The following is an 18,144-nucleotide window of genomic DNA, read 5'->3' as shown; positions in this document are numbered from 1 at the left end:
CTATAAAATATAAGCACTTGGGTAAAACAAAAAATCCCGAGCGAAAGCTCGGGATTTTTTGTTTTATAATTAGGAGTACTTATTGCAACTTAAAAGTAATTGGAATACTGAATGGAACTCGTACCGCTCTTCCTCTTTGCTTTCCTGGAGTCATTTTAGGCAATTTACCGATAATCCTCGCTGCTTCTGCTTCCAAGTTTTTATCTGGTCCACGCATTCTAATATTTCCGATACTACCGTCTTTCTGAATAACGAACATAACGCTCACCCTACCTTGAACTCCCATTTCCTGAGCAATTTCTGGGTAACGGAAGTTTTTAGCAATATGTTTTTGTATCATACTGTTAAAACATGCTCTTTTATCCTTTTCGTTTTCACATCCTGGAAAAACAGGTACATCTTCAATAACAGCAAAAGGGATATCTAGATCTTCCTCTACCTCTTCTACTACCACATCTGCAACCTCAATAACTTTTTCTTCACTAGATTCTGTAGATTCTATCACAGTTTCCTCTACCTCTACCTCATCTTCAACTACCTCGATAATCTCAGGTGCTGCTGGTGGCGGTGGTGGCGGTGGTGTTTTTATTTGCTCCGTCATGGGCACTTCTTCATCCAAAACGTCTTCTACATTCATGGTATAGTTAAAATCATTCTGCTCATCATAGGTCTTCCATTCAAAGGCTACGTACGTCAATAACATCACCAAGAATAGACCGATAACAAAATATAGTCCACTATTTCTGGTCAAGTCTGCTTTTGGATTCTTTTTAAGTTCCATAATTATTAATTTAAAGGTTCGCTAATTTATATATTTATTTTATGTGTTTAAAATTTTTCAGAAAAAATGATGTAAAAATTTTACATTCTACTGTATTGTTCTATCAATTACACCCTTTTCACCCCTCCTTAATTTTCCTTATTCAAGGTCAAAGTACGCTTATAATCAACTCAATACTGCCTACAACTACCGTATACAGCATTTCTCTCACAGTTCAAATTTATCTTAAATAAATCTTAATTGGGGTCTAAAGTACCTAAAAAAAGTACTAATCATTCCACTTAAAAGCGGTTTTTCCCGAAAAAATTACATTTATCAAAAACAGCCCTAACAATACGCCCACACTATTGGCCAACGCATCTAAAAAATCGGCCTCTCTAGTTTGGGTGAGCGCTCCTTGCAATACCTCAATAACTATACCATAAATAACTGCAAACAAGCCCATTATCGTCATCCCCTTTTTTTTAGAGATTTTTCCCTGAGAAATTTCTCTAATAAAAAGGCATCCCAGAACAACCACTCCGAAATAAAAAGCAGCGTGCACTAATTTATCAACATTAGGAATACTCACCCTTGGCAAGCTCGCTTCACTAAACGAAAATAAGCTGAGCAGTGTAATAAACACCGTCCAGCTTATAAACGTTAACGTAAAAAAGTATTTCTTAAGCACCAACCAATTCTTTGTAGTCTGCATCGCTAAGCAACCCATCTACCTCTGAGGTATCGCTGATCTTTATTTTTATAATCCAACCATCCCCATAAGGATCTGTATTGACTTTTTCTGGCTCATCCTCTAAGGCTTCGTTAAAGGCTACAATTTCTCCACTCAACGGAAGAAAAAGATCCGAAACAGTTTTTACCGCTTCTACAGTCCCAAAAACCTCATCCTTATCTAAGGTTTCATCCAAGGTCTCTACCTCTACATAAACGATATCGCCAAGTTCGCCCTGTGCGAAATCTGTAATCCCAATGGTTGCGGTATCACCGTCAATCTTAACCCATTCGTGGTCTTTGGTGTATTTTAAATCAGAAGGTATATTCATTATATCTATTTATTAAAAGAAACAAATGTATAAGATTATCACTAGCTAATCAAAAAAAAACGAGAGCAATTCCCGCAATCTTATTATTTAATATTAAAAGAAGACTATCAAGGACTTCCTTTCCTATACTGGCGAAGCCATCGATATAGGTTCCTAGCACCTTAAAAAAATAGTTTATTGGGGTTTTGCTTAAAAAGCCCCCAGGAATCTACTGCTGCCCTGTCTATTAATTCCCAAAATTATATCTCAAGGTAAACCCAGTATTGACAGAAGTTTGAGGAAAGGCCGTGGAAACGGCAAACTTAGAAAAGGAATGATCGTAAAAGAAAAGGGCATTTAGATTCTTTGTCAAGGCATAATCTGCTACAAATTTCATCGATAACAGGTTTTGACCAGAAGTAATCTGATTGTTATCGATATCTAAATTTCTTATAATCGTAATATTATCTCTTAGGGTCACATCGGTTTTTAGATTTAAATCGCCCTTTAACCGCTGTTGATCGCCTCCAAAGTTGGTAACCAGTTTTACATCCTTAAATCGATACCCCAAACCAACGGTATATTCTTTTCCGTTCATTTCTGTCATTAAATTATTATCAAAACTCAATGACAAGGTCCTATCCGTTCTTATTTCGGCCATGACACTTAGGGAATTTCTCATTTCAAAATCTACTTTCACCAGAGGATTGAACTGATCTGTAAGGACCAAGTTATTGATAATGTTTTCTGGCAAAAAGTCTTTAGTTTCCGGATCTATTGGCTGTAAACCTTCGTTGATGAGCTGAGTGCGCGCCAAATTGGTTTGAAAGGAATTCATACTATAGGCCGCCCTATAGCCATGACTAAGCGAGAACCGTTTAAATTTCTTCTTAAACCATGGATTCCGCATCAATCCGGTATACTTTATATTCCAGTTGGGAATGGGTATATTTCTAAAGGCACCTAAGCTAACCTTTTCGGCCTCCTGACCAGTATAGGCGGCAAAAAATGCAGGCAACAAAACGTCTTGACTTGTTTTGCCATACCGTTCTGGGAAGCCATCTTCATCGACGACCCCGGTATCATGATTTCTTTCCGAAACTATTCTGTTGGCCACGGTAATCCGATTTTCTTTAAAGGTTTCAAAGTTTTCCGAATTAAACTCGTCACTCTTTTTAAAGGCGGTCCCTATCATTAGGGTAGAAATACTGAAACGCCCGTAAGTATTACCTAAAAGATTTACATAGTCGAACACCCCATTACCACTATCGGCAACATTAAAACTCTCCTGATAACTTTGAGAGAATTCCCTATCGGCGACCAAATCAATGGTCACATCGGGCATAGGTTGTGCCGTTGCGGTAATATTAAGGCGCTTATTAGTATTCTCCATAAATTGCTGGTTAAACTCTGGAAAACTAGTCAACCATCCATTTTTTGCCGCTTCATAGCGCACATCTGCCTGGCTACCAAAAACGAAACCTATGGTAGGCTTGGCGGTACCGATAAAACCAACCGACCTTGTATAGCCCGGCAATACTTTTCCGCTATTTTCGGTATAAGAAACATTGACTCTTCTTACCATGGTCAGGACATCTACCAAGGCACTCCATCCGTTCTCACTTTTATCCTTCCCTGCAGCAGCATCTGCATTCGCAGGATTACCGGCCTTATCTAATTTGGCACTCCTTATCTGCCCCCTATTTCTGCTTCTCTTAGAAACCCCAAGGAGCTCATAGAACTTTTGCATGTTAAAAGCACCAGTTAAATTATGGGTATTGGCATTTTGTACGGTATTGATATCTTCCCCTGCAACTTCTCTTATTGCGTCGCCACCCCGTTGCCAATCAAAATTACTGGTATAACTATATTGTGCAGTAATAAAGTTAAGCCCAGGAATTTTATCCAATGGCAGTTCATAATTCAACTGCATTTCTTGGGAATGCCTATTGGGTTCCCCCAGATCGAAAAACCCATCCCAAAGACCTAGGTCCTGATTGATGGCCGACTCCGGGTTGCCTTCGTCCGAAAAATAGTTTCGTACAATATTATTGTTCGATGCCGTTAAGTTTAACCTCAGCGATTTTGTTAGACTATACACAAAATTATACTGCCAATTAAAGAGGTAGTTCCGCTGTTGTAAAAAAGGCAAGGACAATTTCTCTACTCCGGGTTCAAAAACATCCCTAAACTGTTGCTGATTAAAAGAGCGGTTGATATTGGATTGCACAGCCATACTAGTTGGCAACAGGTTAAAATTCAAATCTTTTAGCCATTTTAAATAACTAGCCGTAAAGAGGGAATCTTTTTTTACAAAAGGCGCCACCGGCACAGGCTTAAAATTATGATTGTACACAAAGCCAGTCACCACATTTTGATCCTTTAAATTGGCTATTTCAAAATCTCTGTGGTTTAATTCGTTGTACGAATAATTAAAGGTAAAATTTTCTATATCGTAAAAATTAGCATCCCCTTCTTCGCTTCTATTTTTACGTACCCCTATTAGGTTTACACTGGTTCTTTTGGTATAATCTTCTCCTTGTTGTGCCACTGTTTTGGCATCTTCTGGTGTTTCTGCGGCATCAATACGGGCCTTTAGCTTAAGATCGTCATAAACCGGATCAAATTCGGGAGTTATCAATTGCTCAGAAACCCCATAATTAACGGGTAATTGCAAGCCCCAATTTTTAGGAAACAACTGCCCCATATTTAAGTTGGTCACCACATCATAGGATAAAGCATCTTCTCTTGCCCGCTCATTGGGCATTTGATCTATAGCCCCAAAACCGGAGGTGCTTTTACTCCCTGTTGCCGAAAGACTGGCAAAATCGGCCATATTCATATCTATGGCAGCTACCGCGGCCCAGCCTCCATTGTTATCCAATCCGGAGAGGCGCAGCTCATTAAACCACACTTCTCCCCTAGCTGGCAGGTTATCGTTGTTTTTTATCCCAACCATCATACTTCGAATGCTTCCCAAAGAAGGGTTACCACGAATACCGATCCTTATCTTCCCGAGGGTTCTTGGATCTGACTCGTTTACCTGAACCACTTCGCCATTATTAAGTTCGTAGTAATTTATAGTATTCAGAGTTTGGGAGGCGATCCCCGAGGATTTCACCTTTGATAAGTCTTCTAGGGAAATGTCCAATTCGTTTACTTCTGGCCATATTTCAGAAGCCGAAGTTGCCCCAAAGGGAGTGAATTGCAAAGGCAGCTCTATCTGATAGAAATTTTGAGAAAAATCTGCCCCTATTCGGATAAACCCAACCAAAGGCGTATCGTCATCGGTATAGTCAGCATTGATTAACTTTTCGGCATGCATAAACATTTTTAACCGCTTGTACTGCCGTATATCAATATTGAGGTTTTTAAAAACACCCCTAGCGTCTTGCGGCTCTAAATTTTCGACAACAAATGACAATGACTGTTCATTTTGCCTGATAATAGTGTTATTGTTATTTAACCGTTCCCTAGCTACACCCGGTGGCAATACATAAGGAATAGGGCTACGATTTGAATTCTCTTCTATGTTTACGGCATTGACATCGACCAAGGTACCATCATCGGCCGGATTGGGGTCTACCTCTGGCTGCAAGGATTTATTATAGGAACGCCAATCGCCACGCACCAGGTCCAAGGTAGAGAATCGCATTACCACATTGCTGCTAAACCCTGTGAGGTACATTCTCATAAAACTAATAGACCTAAAATCGTTGATACCACCAATAGCATTGCTAAAATCGCTCAATGGAATTTTATATTGGATCCATCGCTCATTTAATGTTTTTCCATTAGGCAAGGATCTGGTTACCCCTTCTTTAATATCGGTAACATATTTATCGTTTATATTGGTATTGGGTTTTATCCTGATACGGTATTCATAATAACTATTTACCGTATTCATTGTCCCGTCCCTATCAATATCTTCTACATCTGGCAAGGTAGTAGACCCTCTATTGGTATTGCTTAATTGTACAGGGGAGTTGCCTTGAGGGTTGTTGAAATTTAAATATCGCTCTAGGATACTACCTTCCCTATTTAGGAAATACTCGTAATTATCCAGGGCAGGATCTTCTGCCGGGCCGTTATAACTAATTCCGCCTTCAAAGGTATAGGTAGCCTCTTCCTCATCGCTTAAGCCATCGAAACCTAGATCTAGTTTTTCCCTGTTCTTTGGGTCGGCATCGAAAGCATATACAAGCGATTGTGTAGCGGGTACTTTTCCCCAGGCTGTTTTATAAGTAAGATCATTTGAATCTGCATTCAAGGGCAGTCCGTTTTCATATTGCTTCCGACCATCGGGCAAAATATCTTCTGATATATTCCCAAGGTTCAACACCAAGTCCCCAGGGCTGGTAGCAATACCATCTACATAAGGATCCATTACCCAAAACTGTACGTATTCTACGTTAGATTGTTCAAAGTCCGTACTACTAAGAGACCTCATTATCCCGGCCCATTTGTCTTGGGGCTGTTCTGAGGTAAAATTTGGATTGGCATTATAAGGCCCTTTTAAATTGGGGTAATAGGCTAAATCCAAGGTATTTTGTGCCAAGGTTTGTCCTTGTGCCACATCTTGGTCGAAAACGTCCTGAATATAGATTCGTCTTGTGGCATTGGTAGAGATATCATCATCGTTCAGAGCCGAAGGACGCTGATTAGAATAAAACACCGGATCTATGGTATACCAAGCTATTTTTGCTCTTCCAAATCCTGATTTCAGGCTATTATCAGGATTTAGGAATTCTACCGGCGGACTCGCCATGGTCCACCCCATAAAAGAACGAATATCGATGAGTGATTGCGCCCCTTCAAAATCGTCCAAATAGGTAGTGGTCTCCCCTTCAAAACTAGCATGCTTGGGAGCACTAGGTTTTAAAAAGGCTACCTCTCCCCTTACCGATAAGTTAGAAGGGACATCGGTATCTATATTGGGTAATTTATTGGCCAACCTAGTTAAAAAAGGAATTTCCGTAGAAAAATTACTGTTCAGGCCAAAAACGGTATTGTTTACCGGTTCAATACCATAGTTTGATTTTTGGGTCAATGGTCGTTCGTTTAAATTTAATAAGGTAGCCCCAAGCACAAAGTTCTTATTAAATTGATGTTCTACATTGACACCTGTAAAACGCCTTGTTTGCTGTCCAAAAACGGCATTGTTTTCTACTGAAATATTGATAGGGGTATTGGAAGCCTCTAAGCTAGGATCTAATATCTGCACCGTTCCGGCCTGATAATTTACGGTATAATCTATGCCTTCGCGCAGTTGCCTTCCTCCGGCGGTCACCCTTACCGAGCCTCTAGGAACATTAAAAGCTCCGATTGGAATACCGTTCATCCCTTGGGATTTGTAGGATCCTTTTAAAATAAATTTATTTTTCTCCGCATCTTGTTGTGCCGCTGCCGTAGGTAGGGCATACATATTTCTAAATACGTACTTCTTTTGGTTTTCATTATACCCCTGATCATTGGCAACATCATAGGTACCGCCGCCCAAAAGATTAAATAGGTATTCGCCGAAAGGCTCAACCTTGGTAAAGATAATGCTTCCCGATTTTGGATCTATCGTAATCCCGGGCACATAATCGAAAAAACCATCGCCCCCAGACTGAATGTCGTTATAGGAATTTAGGCGGTCTAGATTAAAAACATCTAACAAAATCCGTTCTTCCAAAGGTTTCGGTGAGGTTGGCCACCCAGAGCCAATACCGGAAGCCACGGGAGTTATATAATTCCTAGGAGTCGTTTCTGCGTATAATATATTGAGCTTAAAATCTTCGGGACTCAGCTGGTAGGCTCCAGTCGCATAAATATTTTTCATCATTAAATCCCAAATAGGATCGACAACATTGGTAATATTACTCTTTAAAAGTTTTAATATTAAGGTATTGTTGTTCACCGGAATTTCGGTTCCTGGAGAAACGGTAGTAGCATCTAAACCACCATTGGCAAATTCTCCCACCTGATACACTTCGCCGTTATAGGTATATTCAAAAGCGACCCCTAACACCTCATCATTACTAAGACGTTGATTTAAAGAAATATACCCTAACTGAGAATTGAAGGTAAAATCTCGGCCTTGTTCCAGTTTTCTGGCATTTTCCAAGATGGCATAATCAAACCCTTGGTTTACGGTATACCCCGGAATATTAAATCCGCTTTGTACGGTAGCTATATCGCGAATGTTTTTGTTCAGCGCTCCTCCCGAGCCTATTTGCAATGGGTTATAATCGTTGGCACTGTTTCTAGGCAAGTTCCCTGCGGAAGAGGAATTGAAAAAACCTGCCGGATCTCCGTTATTTCTACCTATCCTTGTTTTTTCTGCCTCTGCCTCGCCTAAATCTTGCAAAGCCACTATATTTCGTACATTTAAGGTTTGCTGACTTCTATTGGTAATCCAAACCTCCAATCTGGTTATTTGTACCTGACTTCTTATAAAGGGATAATTCTCTAAGGCCTTGTCATAGGAATCCCTAAAGTAATGGGCCAAAAAGTAGTGCTTATCTTGGTCGTAATCCTGAGCTCTTAACTCAAATTTATTAAGTGTCCCTCCTCCTTGGGCCACTACCGTATTGCTTTGCGACCGTTGTTCTGAAAATACGGCGGTAACCTTTGTTTTTCCAAATTGCAATTGCGTCTTGACCCCAAATAAACTTTGAGCCCCCGTTATCAGGGAACTGTTAAGTGGCATGCTCACATTACCCACTTCAATTTTCTGAAGAATATCATCCTCCGTAGGGGTATAGTCTAACTTCACTAAATTCTGGAAATCGAAGGTTGCTTCGGTATCGTAATTAGCATTCACCTTTAGCCGTTCCCCAATTTTCCCCAACATACTAAGGCTTATTCGCTGATCGAAATCGAAAGAAAGATTGGTCCTATTTCGGGGAGAAAGAGATGGGTTGTCATTTTTTTGCCATATCACCCCTAGGTCCATGGCTACGGAACCTTGTGGAATAACTTCTATAGAATTCCCTCCAAAAATAGTTTCAAAAAAGTCATTGTTGAGATAAAAATTGGGCAACAAGTTTTTTCGGGCGGCTTCACTGCCTTCCTTTTTTCCTGTTACGGCATCGGCCTTGTCTTTAAAATAGTTTTTAATACCTTCTTTCTGAACAAGGTCTAAGTATTGTGCGGGAGTAAGAATAATGGGATAATTGATATCGTAATCGCCCAGGCTAACCGTATAAATATACCGGTCCATATTAGGATCATAGGTGTATTTGGAGACGATACTCTCTGGATTTTCCATGACCAATTTCCCTAAAGCCACACCCGTTTTTACGGTATCTACTTCCTGCTCCTTTCCAGTTTCTTGGGCCATCGACAGCTGCGATGCGCCAAAGAAAATAAAGAGTAGTACAAAAAACCTAGCTACCGTTATATGATAATACTTATCTGCCTTTCTCAAATTCACTATAAATTTTTAAGCGCAATTTTTATAATATCTTCTACGCTTAGTGCAGGGTCTTGGCTTACTACCTTTTCCACAACTTTTTCCGCCTGCTTTCTAACAAATCCAAGGACCTCTAATGCTGATAACGCTTCTTCTTTATTTGTATTGTTCGTCGGCACAGAAAGTTCATCAATACCATAAATTTTCAATACCTTGTCTTTTAAATCCAAGATAACCCTTTGGGCTGTTTTAGCGCCAATCCCCTTTATACTTTGAATAGTAGGCACATCTCCAGCGGCTATAGCATCTCTTATCTGACTTGGTGTTAAGGAAGACAACATGGTTCTTGCCGTACTAGAACCTATCCCAGAAACGGACAATAAGAGTCTAAATATTTCGCGTTCCGATTTTTCCATAAACCCGTATAAGGTATGGGAATCTTCTTTTACCTGAAGATGGGTATACACCTGGACATTTTCGGAATCTCCGATTTTAGAAAAAGTATGCAAAGAAATATTTACAAAATACCCTATCCCAGCACATTCGACCACAAGATAGGTGGGGTTCTTTTCGACAAGTTTTCCTTTTAAATGCGTAATCATATTATTTACTAAAAAAAATAGGGTTATAAAAGTAAGGTTTCTACTATTAAACACACAAGTTTATTTAACAGTAGAAACCATCTAATTTTAAAAAATCAGTTCTTATTTTTCGCTTGCCTTGGCCTCTTTTCTTTTTTCTCTTTCTTGGGCATCACAAACTACTACGGCGGTCATATTGACCATTTCGGCCACACTTGCCCCCAATTGAAGGATGTGTACTGGCCTTCTTAAGCCTACCATAATTGGTCCGATAGAATCGGACTTATTCAATTCTTTTAGAAGTTTATAGGTAATGTTGGCCGATTCCAAGTTTGGAAAAATAAGGGTATTCACATTTTTTCCTGCTATTTTAGAGAAAGGGAATTTACTCTGATGCAGTTCCTTATTCAAGGCAAAATCTATCTGGATTTCTCCATCGACCACCAATTCTGGATTCTCATGGTGCAACATTTTCACCGCGTCCTTAACTTTGGTCGCATCGGCATGTGAAGAAGACCCAAAATTAGCATAGGACAACATTGCCATTACCGGATTAAAGCCAAAAGTAGCGACCACTCTAGAGGTCATTTTTGCAATTTCGGCAAGTTCCTCGGCATTTGGATCTATATTGATAGAGGTATCGGCAAGGAACAAAGGTCCTCTTTCGGTAATCATAATATTTACCGTAGACACCTTTTTAACTTTGGAAGACCTCCCTATAACTTCGAACACTGGTTTTACTACCGTAGGATAGGCTCTAGAGTAACCAGAAATCATCCCGTCGGCATCGCCTTCCAACACCATCATGGAACCAAAATAATTGCGTTCCCTCATTTTTATTTTTGCCCCGTATAAACTAACCCCTTTACGCTGTCTGTTTTGGAAAAACTTTTCGGCATAGTGGTTTCGTTTCGCTAGCGTTTCTTCGCCATGTGGATCTATGATTTGAATATCGGCATCAAATTCCAGTTCATTTTTCAATTCGGTAATAATTTCCTTATTACCCAATAAAATTGGCTCTGCAATACCTTCTTCGTATACTATTTGCGCTGCTTTAAGAACATCCAATTGATCGGCTTCTGCAAAAACTACTCTCTTAGGATTTGTTTTAGCCCTATCGTGTAGCAATCGCACCACTTTATTATCGTTTCCTGAACGCTGTAAAAGTTCTTCCCTATATTTTTCCCAATCGGTTATGGGCATTTTAGCCACGCCACTTTCTATAGCGGCCTTTGCTACTGCTGGGGGGACTTCGGTAATAAGTCTAGGGTCAAAAGGCTTGGGGATTATATAATCCTTACCAAAAGCCAGTCTTGTTTGCCCGTAGGCGATATTCACTTGTTCGGGCACCAATTCTTTTGCTAAGTCCGCCAAAGCTGTTACCGCCGCCATTTTCATGGCTTCGTTTATTTTTGTTGCCCTAACATCCAAAGCTCCTCTAAAAATAAAAGGAAAACCTAAAACATTATTTACTTGGTTAGGATGGTCCGATCTTCCGGTAGCCATAATAATATCCTTCCTGGTTTGAATGGCCAAATTATAGTCGATTTCCGGGTTTGGATTGGCCATCGCAAACACAATAGGGTTATCGGCCATGGACAATAACATTTCTGGCGTAACAATATCTTGAACAGAAAGCCCAATAAACACATCGGCATCGACCATAGCTTCCTCCAAAGTGTCTATTTTCCTATCCGAGGCAAATTCTTGTTTTTCCACAGATAAGGACTCTCTATCAGAACGGATAACGCCCTTACTGTCGAGCATGACAATATTTTTACCCAAGGCACCAAAGGCCTTGTACAATCTGGTACAGGAAACGGCTGCCGCCCCAGCGCCACTGATCACAATGCGGACCTCTTCGATCTTTTTCTCGGAAAGTTCCAAGGCATTTAAAAGTGCCGCGGCAGAAATAATGGCAGTTCCGTGCTGGTCATCGTGCATCACAGGAATATCCAATTCTTCTTTTAAACGTCTTTCGATCTCAAAGGCTTCGGGCGCCTTAATATCTTCTAGGTTAATACCACCAAAAGTAGGTGCTATTGCTTTTACGGTTTCTACAAATTTATCAACATCTGTAGTGTCCAATTCTATATCTATACCATCTATATCGGCAAAAATCTTGAACAAAAGACATTTCCCTTCCATGACCGGCTTGGATGCTTCGGGGCCAATATTTCCAAGTCCCAATACGGCAGTACCATTAGAAATAACGGCAACAATATTTCCTTTGGCCGTATATTTATATACATTATCCTTGTCCTTGGCTATTTCTAAGCAAGGCTCAGCTACCCCAGGGGAATAAGCAAGCCCTAAATCTCTTTGAGTAGCGTATGGTTTTGTCGGAACAATTTTAATTTTACCCGGTTGAGGCTTGGCATGATATACCAATGCTTCCCGTCTGGTCTTTTCCTTACTCATATAGTTGTGGTTTTGTATAGCAAATTTAAACGTATTCTTCGCATTTCATAAGAATATCGAAGTTAATGCAAATTGGGTCCAAAAAGAAGCCCTATAAATTAATTATTCCTAAAATAGAACCATAGTATCCCTATGGCTATAGTAGGACCATGAAATATAAAAAATTTTATTTCAGGAATTTAATATTTCGCTCTAGGCCAGAAAACTTAGTTCTTTTTACGGGAGATTTTTGAAAAACCTTTCTAAAAACGTCCTCGGTAATTTCTTCCCAGTCTTTTTTTGTCATGGACAGCAGTTCGGGATTTGGTTGAAATAGGGGCTCGCTGTGGGGCTTGGAAAAACGGTTCCATGGGCACACATCTTGGCACACATCACAGCCAAACATCCAATCGTCAAATTTTCCTTGAAAACCAGATGGGATCTCATTTTTTAATTCGATGGTAAAATAGGAAATACATTTACTGCCGTCTACCACATAGGGCGCTACAATGGCTTGGGTAGGACAGGCATCCAAACATGCGGTACAAGAACCACAATGATCGGTTACCGGAGCATCGTATTCCAATTCTAAATCCAGGATCAGCTCTGCAATAAAATAGAAAGAACCTACCTTTTGGGTGAGCAGGTTACTGTGTTTTCCTATCCACCCCAGGCCACTTTTGGCTGCCCATGCCTTATCCAATACCGGGGCAGAGTCTACAAAAGCCCTACCTTCTACCGCACCTATTTCCTCGGAAATAAATTCTTGCAACTGTCGCAATTTCGTTTTTATGACATGATGGTAATCTTGGCCATAAGCATATTTGGAAATTTTATAAGTGCCATCGACCTGTTTTTCCTCAGGATAATAATTGAGCAACAACGAGATGACGGATTTTGATCCCTCTACCAATTTAGTAGGATCTAATCGCTTGTCAAAATGGTTCTCCATATACTGCATTTCGCCGTTCATGTTATTGTTGAGCCATTTTTCTAAACGCGGGGCCTCTTCTTCCAAAAATTCGGCTTTCGAAATACCGCAAGACAAAAAACCGAGGCGTTTAGCTTCGGTTTTTATAAGTTCTGTATTCTTTTGATGGGCTGTCATGAGTCCTATCGCTTTAACTTCTTTACATCCTTTCTGCACTATGGCGTATAAGGGAGGCAATCTATTTCATGGCTAAGGTACAAATCTCTTTTGGTAATTTAGAACTGCCACCCCTGATCTCTCCATCCGGTAAATATTTCCGTTTGTGAATCTGGCTACTAATCGTTGCCGCAATAACCACTTCTTGGTCCGCACCGGTCTTTATGGGAATAATTTCAACCTCTTACGGGTATCGTTTTTGGCCAACACAAGTTTGTAAACCTTTTTTACGTCCTTATTATTTCCGTAGCTCACTAGATATTTAGATTTTTCGGCAGTCCAACCGGGATATTGTTTATAAACACCATCTATTAAATTTCTAGGAACCCTAACATCTAAATGATATTCAAAGGCGTTTACAATATTTCCGTCGTCATCGAAGGTAGCCACAATTTTACCGTTGTCTTGGACAAATATTATGACAAATTGATCATAATCCCTATCGTATAAATAAGAATCCTTAATATCGTATTTAGCAACCTCATTTTCAAACATTTTTACTCGTAAGGGAGTATAATCGTCCTGAACCTTATCGATGTATTCGCTATTTATAATAGGAGATACGGTAACCTCTGACAGAGCCACTTCTTCAATCCCATTTTTAATTTCTTGGGAGAACCCTAGGCTGGCAAGACCTAATAACAACATGCCAACAACTAACTTTTTCATGATGATATAATTTTGTGGGTTAATAATACCAAAGGTGGTTGAAAATAGCGGGCAGTACATAGCAGCTATGTTGTAAAAACTTCCGAAGGTGTTTTAAAGCCTTTAAAACATAATCTAAAGCCATAAAAACGATTATAGCCACCAAGAAAGCAATGATATTGGGAGGTGGGTAAAAAATAGGGTAAGTCTAAAATTTAGGAATAATATTCTTTAGAGGGTCTTATGCTCTATTATAAGATCCTAAATTCATTTTTTTAAGAAGCGCTAAAAACCTTGGTTCGGCATGGAGGTTTTTAAAATATATATTGTGTTTTATTCGCACCATAGCTGGAGTTTTCATCTCCAGACATTTTTCTAACAAATCGAGCGCTTTTTCCCTTTCCCCTATAAAGGCATGTTTTTGGGCCATATAAAATAATATATGTAAATCATTTCGGCTTAAATCATAGGCAATAAGCCATTCAAAAACGGCTTTAATTCCGTTATCCTTGTATAAAGCTTCAATCTCTGGCACATATTTCTTAGTACTGGGATCCATACCCATAATAAAAAGTAGTTCTTTAACTGCCATCTCGTAATACCCTTGCCCTATATACAAATCAAAATTTATCCAATAGGTAGTTATGTGGTCTTTGTTAATTTCCAAGGCTTTTTTATTGTCTACCGCTGCCTTGCCAAAATTACCGCCCTGTATATTATAAATAGCACTTTTGGTATAAACAAAATAAGACAATGGATCAAGTAGTTGCGCCTGATGAATTTGTTCCCAAGCTTCTTCAAAACGTTCGGCAACAAATAAAATCCGTGCATATTCCATACGCGCCATGGAGTTTTTAGGGTCCAGGGAAATAGCGAGCAAAAATTTTTCTTCCGCTGCCTCCCAATTCCACTCAAAAACCCCTTCTATGGTTCCAAGAATACTATGGGGCTCTGCCAATGTATCGTCCAAGGCGATAGCCATCATTGCCAGTTCTTTGATCTTTACAATTTCTTCTTCAATAGATATATCAGGATTTCCTTCATCCAATCTAGCTAAGAAAATTCCGGCCAATCCAGCGTATGCCAAGGCATATTCTGGATCTGCCTCAATCACCTGCTCAAAAGATTTGATACTCTTATTTAAATTTTCCGATCCACCATGATTTTTAAAATACATCCCTTTTAGGTACAGGCTATAAATTTCTAATTCTTCGGAAGACACAATTTCTTTATATTCCGTAGTTTTTAAAGAAAGGTTGGCATTCAATGCTGTCGCTATATTGTTTGCAATTTCCGTTTGCATGTCAAAAATTTCTTTTAAATCCCTATCATAGGTCGCCGACCATAATTGGTGATCCTTTTTAGCCTCTATAAGTTTCGCTATTATCCGTATTTTATTTTCATTTTGCTGAATACTTGCTTCCACTAAATACGACACCTCAAGTTCTTTGGCAATTTCCGGCGCCGTTTTTAGGCTTCCACGATATTGCTCCATACTGGTACTCGATATTACTTTTACTCCAGATAGTTTATTAAGGCTACCTTGGATAGAAGCCATAATTCCATCGGCCAAATACTGGTTCCCTACATCTTCACTTAGGTTTTTAAAGGGAAGAATAGCTAAAGACATTTCTTGATTTTTCGGGGTACTCCCCCATATGTTTTCACCCATTAAATTTTGGCTATAGAATAAGAACATCACAATCATTAGCGCCAACCCGATAAAGGTGATCACTGCAACTTTAATAGGGGTCAAATATTTCCGTGTACTTCTTTCTGGCCAATGGGTAAAACCAAACTGAAAATCATTTAAGCCCTCTTCGTTCTCTCTTTCGTCTAGTATAGCGTTCCTAATTTTGGCTTCTCCTGGCGGATAGCCATAATAGTCATGAAAACATGTATTAAAGTAGGTAGGACTTCCAAAACCTACCATATACCCTATCTCGGCAACGGTTGCCACATTGTGCTGCAAAAGCTCCAAGGCCTTTTGTAGCCTATACTCACGAATAAACTGACTGCTCGACTTCCCCAGCAGTACATTAAGTTTCCGATGTAATTGTGAACGACTCAATCCGGCCAATTCGGCAAATTCCTGTACCCCAAACCGTTCATTTTCCAAATTAACCGAAAGAATGTCGTTTAAATTTTTAATGAATTTATCATTCATGGTATGTAATACAGCAGTCATTTCCTGAAATTTACGGCAGCTATAACGGGCGGTACACTTGCCTTGCTTGCCTTTTAGAAGATCTGCAATACAGAGAAAGTCCTATGTAGGTTAGTTTTAAGACCAGGATTCTGTGCCCTTTCTTCATGCAAGCAGCCTTAGACAAACTCCACACCGTTTACAACTAATCAACTGAAATATACAAAGATACCAGCAAGACCCTAGTCATAAATCGTTCAAAAACTGGTAAAAAGAGATCCCTTTAAATATTGGGTTTAAGATATGAAGTAGGCTGTAGACCGAACCGTTTATGGAAGCATTTAGAAAAATAAGAGGGACTATTAAACCCAGAATCGTAGGCGATCTGAGAGATATTTTTAACGGGAGAAAAGAGCATTTGTCTAGCTTTTTTTAATCGAAATTCCAATAATAGGGCTTTGGCAGAACTACCGGTAGCTTCTACCGATTTTCTATACAATTGCGATGTACTAACCCCCATAAACTTGCAACATTCCAGAATTTTAAAATCTGAATTTTGCCAATGTTCGCTGAACACCGCCCCCAAATTGGTCAAAAATTCCTCGTTGGCAGCCGATAGGCAATGTACCTCCGCGAAATTGATCCCAGCATTCCTATCAGCCTTGTCTAATAACTGTTTTACTGTCGCAGAGATTACAATAGAACCGTTTTTAGAAGTCCCATTTAAAATCCCTGCAAGCCTTAAGGTGTTCCCAAAAAGTTCCTGATTATTATCTACCGGAATACCGCCATGGATACTAATACGTAGTTTTATCCTATCGGATTGGTCCTTTAAAACATTCTTAATTTCCGAGGCGCACAAGACCGCCTGCATGGCCGTTTGAAAAGAGGCTATCAATGCTTCGCCCTTGTGATCGGCTACCACTCCCTGATATTTTGCAATACAACCATGCATAATTTCATTACAATTATGAAGACAGGACCCACTAAAAGCACCTCCTTCCTGATGGGAAAGCTGAATGACATCATTGGTTTCAAGGTGTAGGATTACGCGAAAAGCCGGCCCTGTAAATACCTTTATTTTTTGGTCTATTACATAATCAATAATTTCTGGGTCTTGTAAACGCCCCAAAAATGCCTTAACCACCCTTGTATCAACCTCGATAATTTCCGCAGGCAGTTGTTTATGGGCATTGTAATGTAGTTTAGCAACAGCCTCCTTATTTGGCGCCTCTATTAGGCAATAAGCATTTCCCCGCTCTTCGTCTACCCAGTAAGTGAGACATTTGCAGTTATATTTTTCTTGTGCGGCCAAATCTTTCTGATGAGCGATAGCCACTTGTTCGGCCGTAACCCCTTGTCCAACATGAAGATCCATAAAAACAGGCATAGTATAGGCTTAAATTAATGCGTTTTAAAAATCTTATTTTGATGTAGAGGGAATATCAAAATTTCAATATCACCGGCTAAATGGATGGAAAGTAGTACTTACATTATATCTAAAGATACAAAAATATTACGAAGACAAGGATGCATAGCCCATCGTTATTCCTTAAGCTACCTAATACTCCTTAAGCCTAAAAAGCACTACTGGGAATATAGTCTGCCCATAAATAGGCCAAACCTGTTTAAAACATCGCTAACCACGGATTTAGCCAGGAAGCTTTGGCAGCTTTTTAGTAGGAAGAAGTTGCTATTCCTGAATTTTATAATTTTGAGCAAAATAATTTGGGCGTTCCCTCCTGCGTCGGTCGGGCACTTGGCTATATCCCTTGCCCTGCTGCGGGGATGCCGCCGCGGTCCCTAACGCGAAAATCAAGTAACAATAGTCAATAAGCCATATAAAATTTGGCATTGTGCTATTGTGAAAAATTAGAAATGGGGCAATAGATGGATTTTCAAATTGCTCGGCAGCACCACAGTTTTCGGGGGTATACTATTCCTTAATGACATCTAAAAGGGGGCTGCATATCCAGAATTTTATAAGACCATATAGCCATTCTTTTGTTTAAAAACATTG

10 protein-coding genes are annotated in these 18,144 nt (G+C 39.6%); all 10 read right to left on the bottom strand.

Annotated elements, in window-relative coordinates; all coding sequences use genetic code 11:
* Positions 1-79: 79 nt before the first annotated feature.
* Positions 80-781 carry an energy transducer TonB gene (locus tag HCG49_RS03230; RefSeq protein WP_168468127.1) on the bottom strand — a complete coding sequence of 234 codons (702 nt, stop codon included), beginning with the start codon at positions 779-781 and terminating at the stop codon, positions 80-82.
* Positions 782-1,049: 268 nt separating this feature from the next.
* Complete coding sequence (locus HCG49_RS03225; protein WP_168468126.1) at positions 1,050-1,475, bottom strand: VanZ family protein; 426 nt, start codon at positions 1,473-1,475, stop codon at positions 1,050-1,052.
* A complete protein-coding gene (gene gcvH / locus HCG49_RS03220; RefSeq protein WP_072764382.1) occupies positions 1,444-1,824 on the bottom strand; it encodes a glycine cleavage system protein GcvH in 381 nt (126 codons plus the stop codon). Before gcvH ends, HCG49_RS03225 begins: the two co-directional genes overlap by 32 nt.
* 226 nt (positions 1,825-2,050) lie before the next feature.
* Complete coding sequence (gene sprA / locus HCG49_RS03215; protein WP_240938619.1) at positions 2,051-9,217, bottom strand: cell surface protein SprA; 7,167 nt, start codon at positions 9,215-9,217, stop codon at positions 2,051-2,053.
* A gap of 5 nt (positions 9,218-9,222) precedes the next feature.
* Complete coding sequence (gene ruvA / locus HCG49_RS03210; protein ID WP_168468125.1) at positions 9,223-9,804, bottom strand: Holliday junction branch migration protein RuvA; 582 nt, start codon at positions 9,802-9,804, stop codon at positions 9,223-9,225.
* A 102-nt stretch (positions 9,805-9,906) separates the two neighbouring features.
* A complete protein-coding gene (locus HCG49_RS03205) occupies positions 9,907-12,204 on the bottom strand; it encodes an NADP-dependent malic enzyme (protein ID WP_168468124.1) in 2,298 nt (765 codons plus the stop codon).
* A 166-nt stretch (positions 12,205-12,370) separates the two neighbouring features.
* Positions 12,371-13,291: a tRNA epoxyqueuosine(34) reductase QueG gene (gene queG, locus HCG49_RS03200; protein WP_168468123.1), complete on the bottom strand. Its 921-nt coding sequence runs from the start codon at positions 13,289-13,291 to the stop codon at positions 12,371-12,373.
* A gap of 201 nt (positions 13,292-13,492) precedes the next feature.
* Entirely contained in the window at positions 13,493-13,999 is a 507-nt protein-coding gene (locus HCG49_RS03195) for a hypothetical protein (protein WP_168468122.1), read from the bottom strand.
* A gap of 220 nt (positions 14,000-14,219) precedes the next feature.
* The gene (locus HCG49_RS03190) at positions 14,220-16,166 is read right to left on the bottom strand and encodes a helix-turn-helix domain-containing protein (RefSeq protein ID WP_168468121.1); all 1,947 of its coding nucleotides are present in this window, start codon (positions 16,164-16,166) and stop codon (positions 14,220-14,222) included.
* 241 nt (positions 16,167-16,407) lie between these two features.
* Positions 16,408-17,514 carry a nickel-binding protein gene (locus tag HCG49_RS03185; protein WP_168468120.1) on the bottom strand — a complete coding sequence of 369 codons (1,107 nt, stop codon included), beginning with the start codon at positions 17,512-17,514 and terminating at the stop codon, positions 16,408-16,410.
* Positions 17,515-18,144: the final 630 nt, after the last annotated feature.

Source organism: Arenibacter sp. 6A1, from assembly GCF_012272855.1.
Taxonomy (GTDB): domain Bacteria; phylum Bacteroidota; class Bacteroidia; order Flavobacteriales; family Flavobacteriaceae; genus Arenibacter.
Note: the sequence above shows the minus strand (reverse complement) of the source record. Positions and strands in the feature narration are given on the sequence as shown.

What these genes read in the sequence shown, in the direction of transcription:
- HCG49_RS03205 (WP_168468124.1), bottom strand. Translation starts at nt 12,204, where the DNA reads ATGAGTAAGGAAAAGACCAGACGGGAAGCATTGGTATATCATGCCAAG.
- ruvA (WP_168468125.1), bottom strand. Translation starts at nt 9,804, where the DNA reads ATGATTACGCATTTAAAAGGAAAACTTGTCGAAAAGAACCCCACCTAT.
- HCG49_RS03230 (WP_168468127.1), bottom strand. Translation starts at nt 781, where the DNA reads ATGGAACTTAAAAAGAATCCAAAAGCAGACTTGACCAGAAATAGTGGA.
- queG (WP_168468123.1), bottom strand. Translation starts at nt 13,291, where the DNA reads ATGACAGCCCATCAAAAGAATACAGAACTTATAAAAACCGAAGCTAAA.
- gcvH (WP_072764382.1), bottom strand. Translation starts at nt 1,824, where the DNA reads ATGAATATACCTTCTGATTTAAAATACACCAAAGACCACGAATGGGTT.
- HCG49_RS03225 (WP_168468126.1), bottom strand. Translation starts at nt 1,475, where the DNA reads ATGCAGACTACAAAGAATTGGTTGGTGCTTAAGAAATACTTTTTTACG.
- HCG49_RS03190 (WP_168468121.1), bottom strand. Translation starts at nt 16,166, where the DNA reads ATGACTGCTGTATTACATACCATGAATGATAAATTCATTAAAAATTTA.
- HCG49_RS03195 (WP_168468122.1), bottom strand. Translation starts at nt 13,999, where the DNA reads ATGAAAAAGTTAGTTGTTGGCATGTTGTTATTAGGTCTTGCCAGCCTA.
- HCG49_RS03185 (WP_168468120.1), bottom strand. Translation starts at nt 17,514, where the DNA reads ATGCCTGTTTTTATGGATCTTCATGTTGGACAAGGGGTTACGGCCGAA.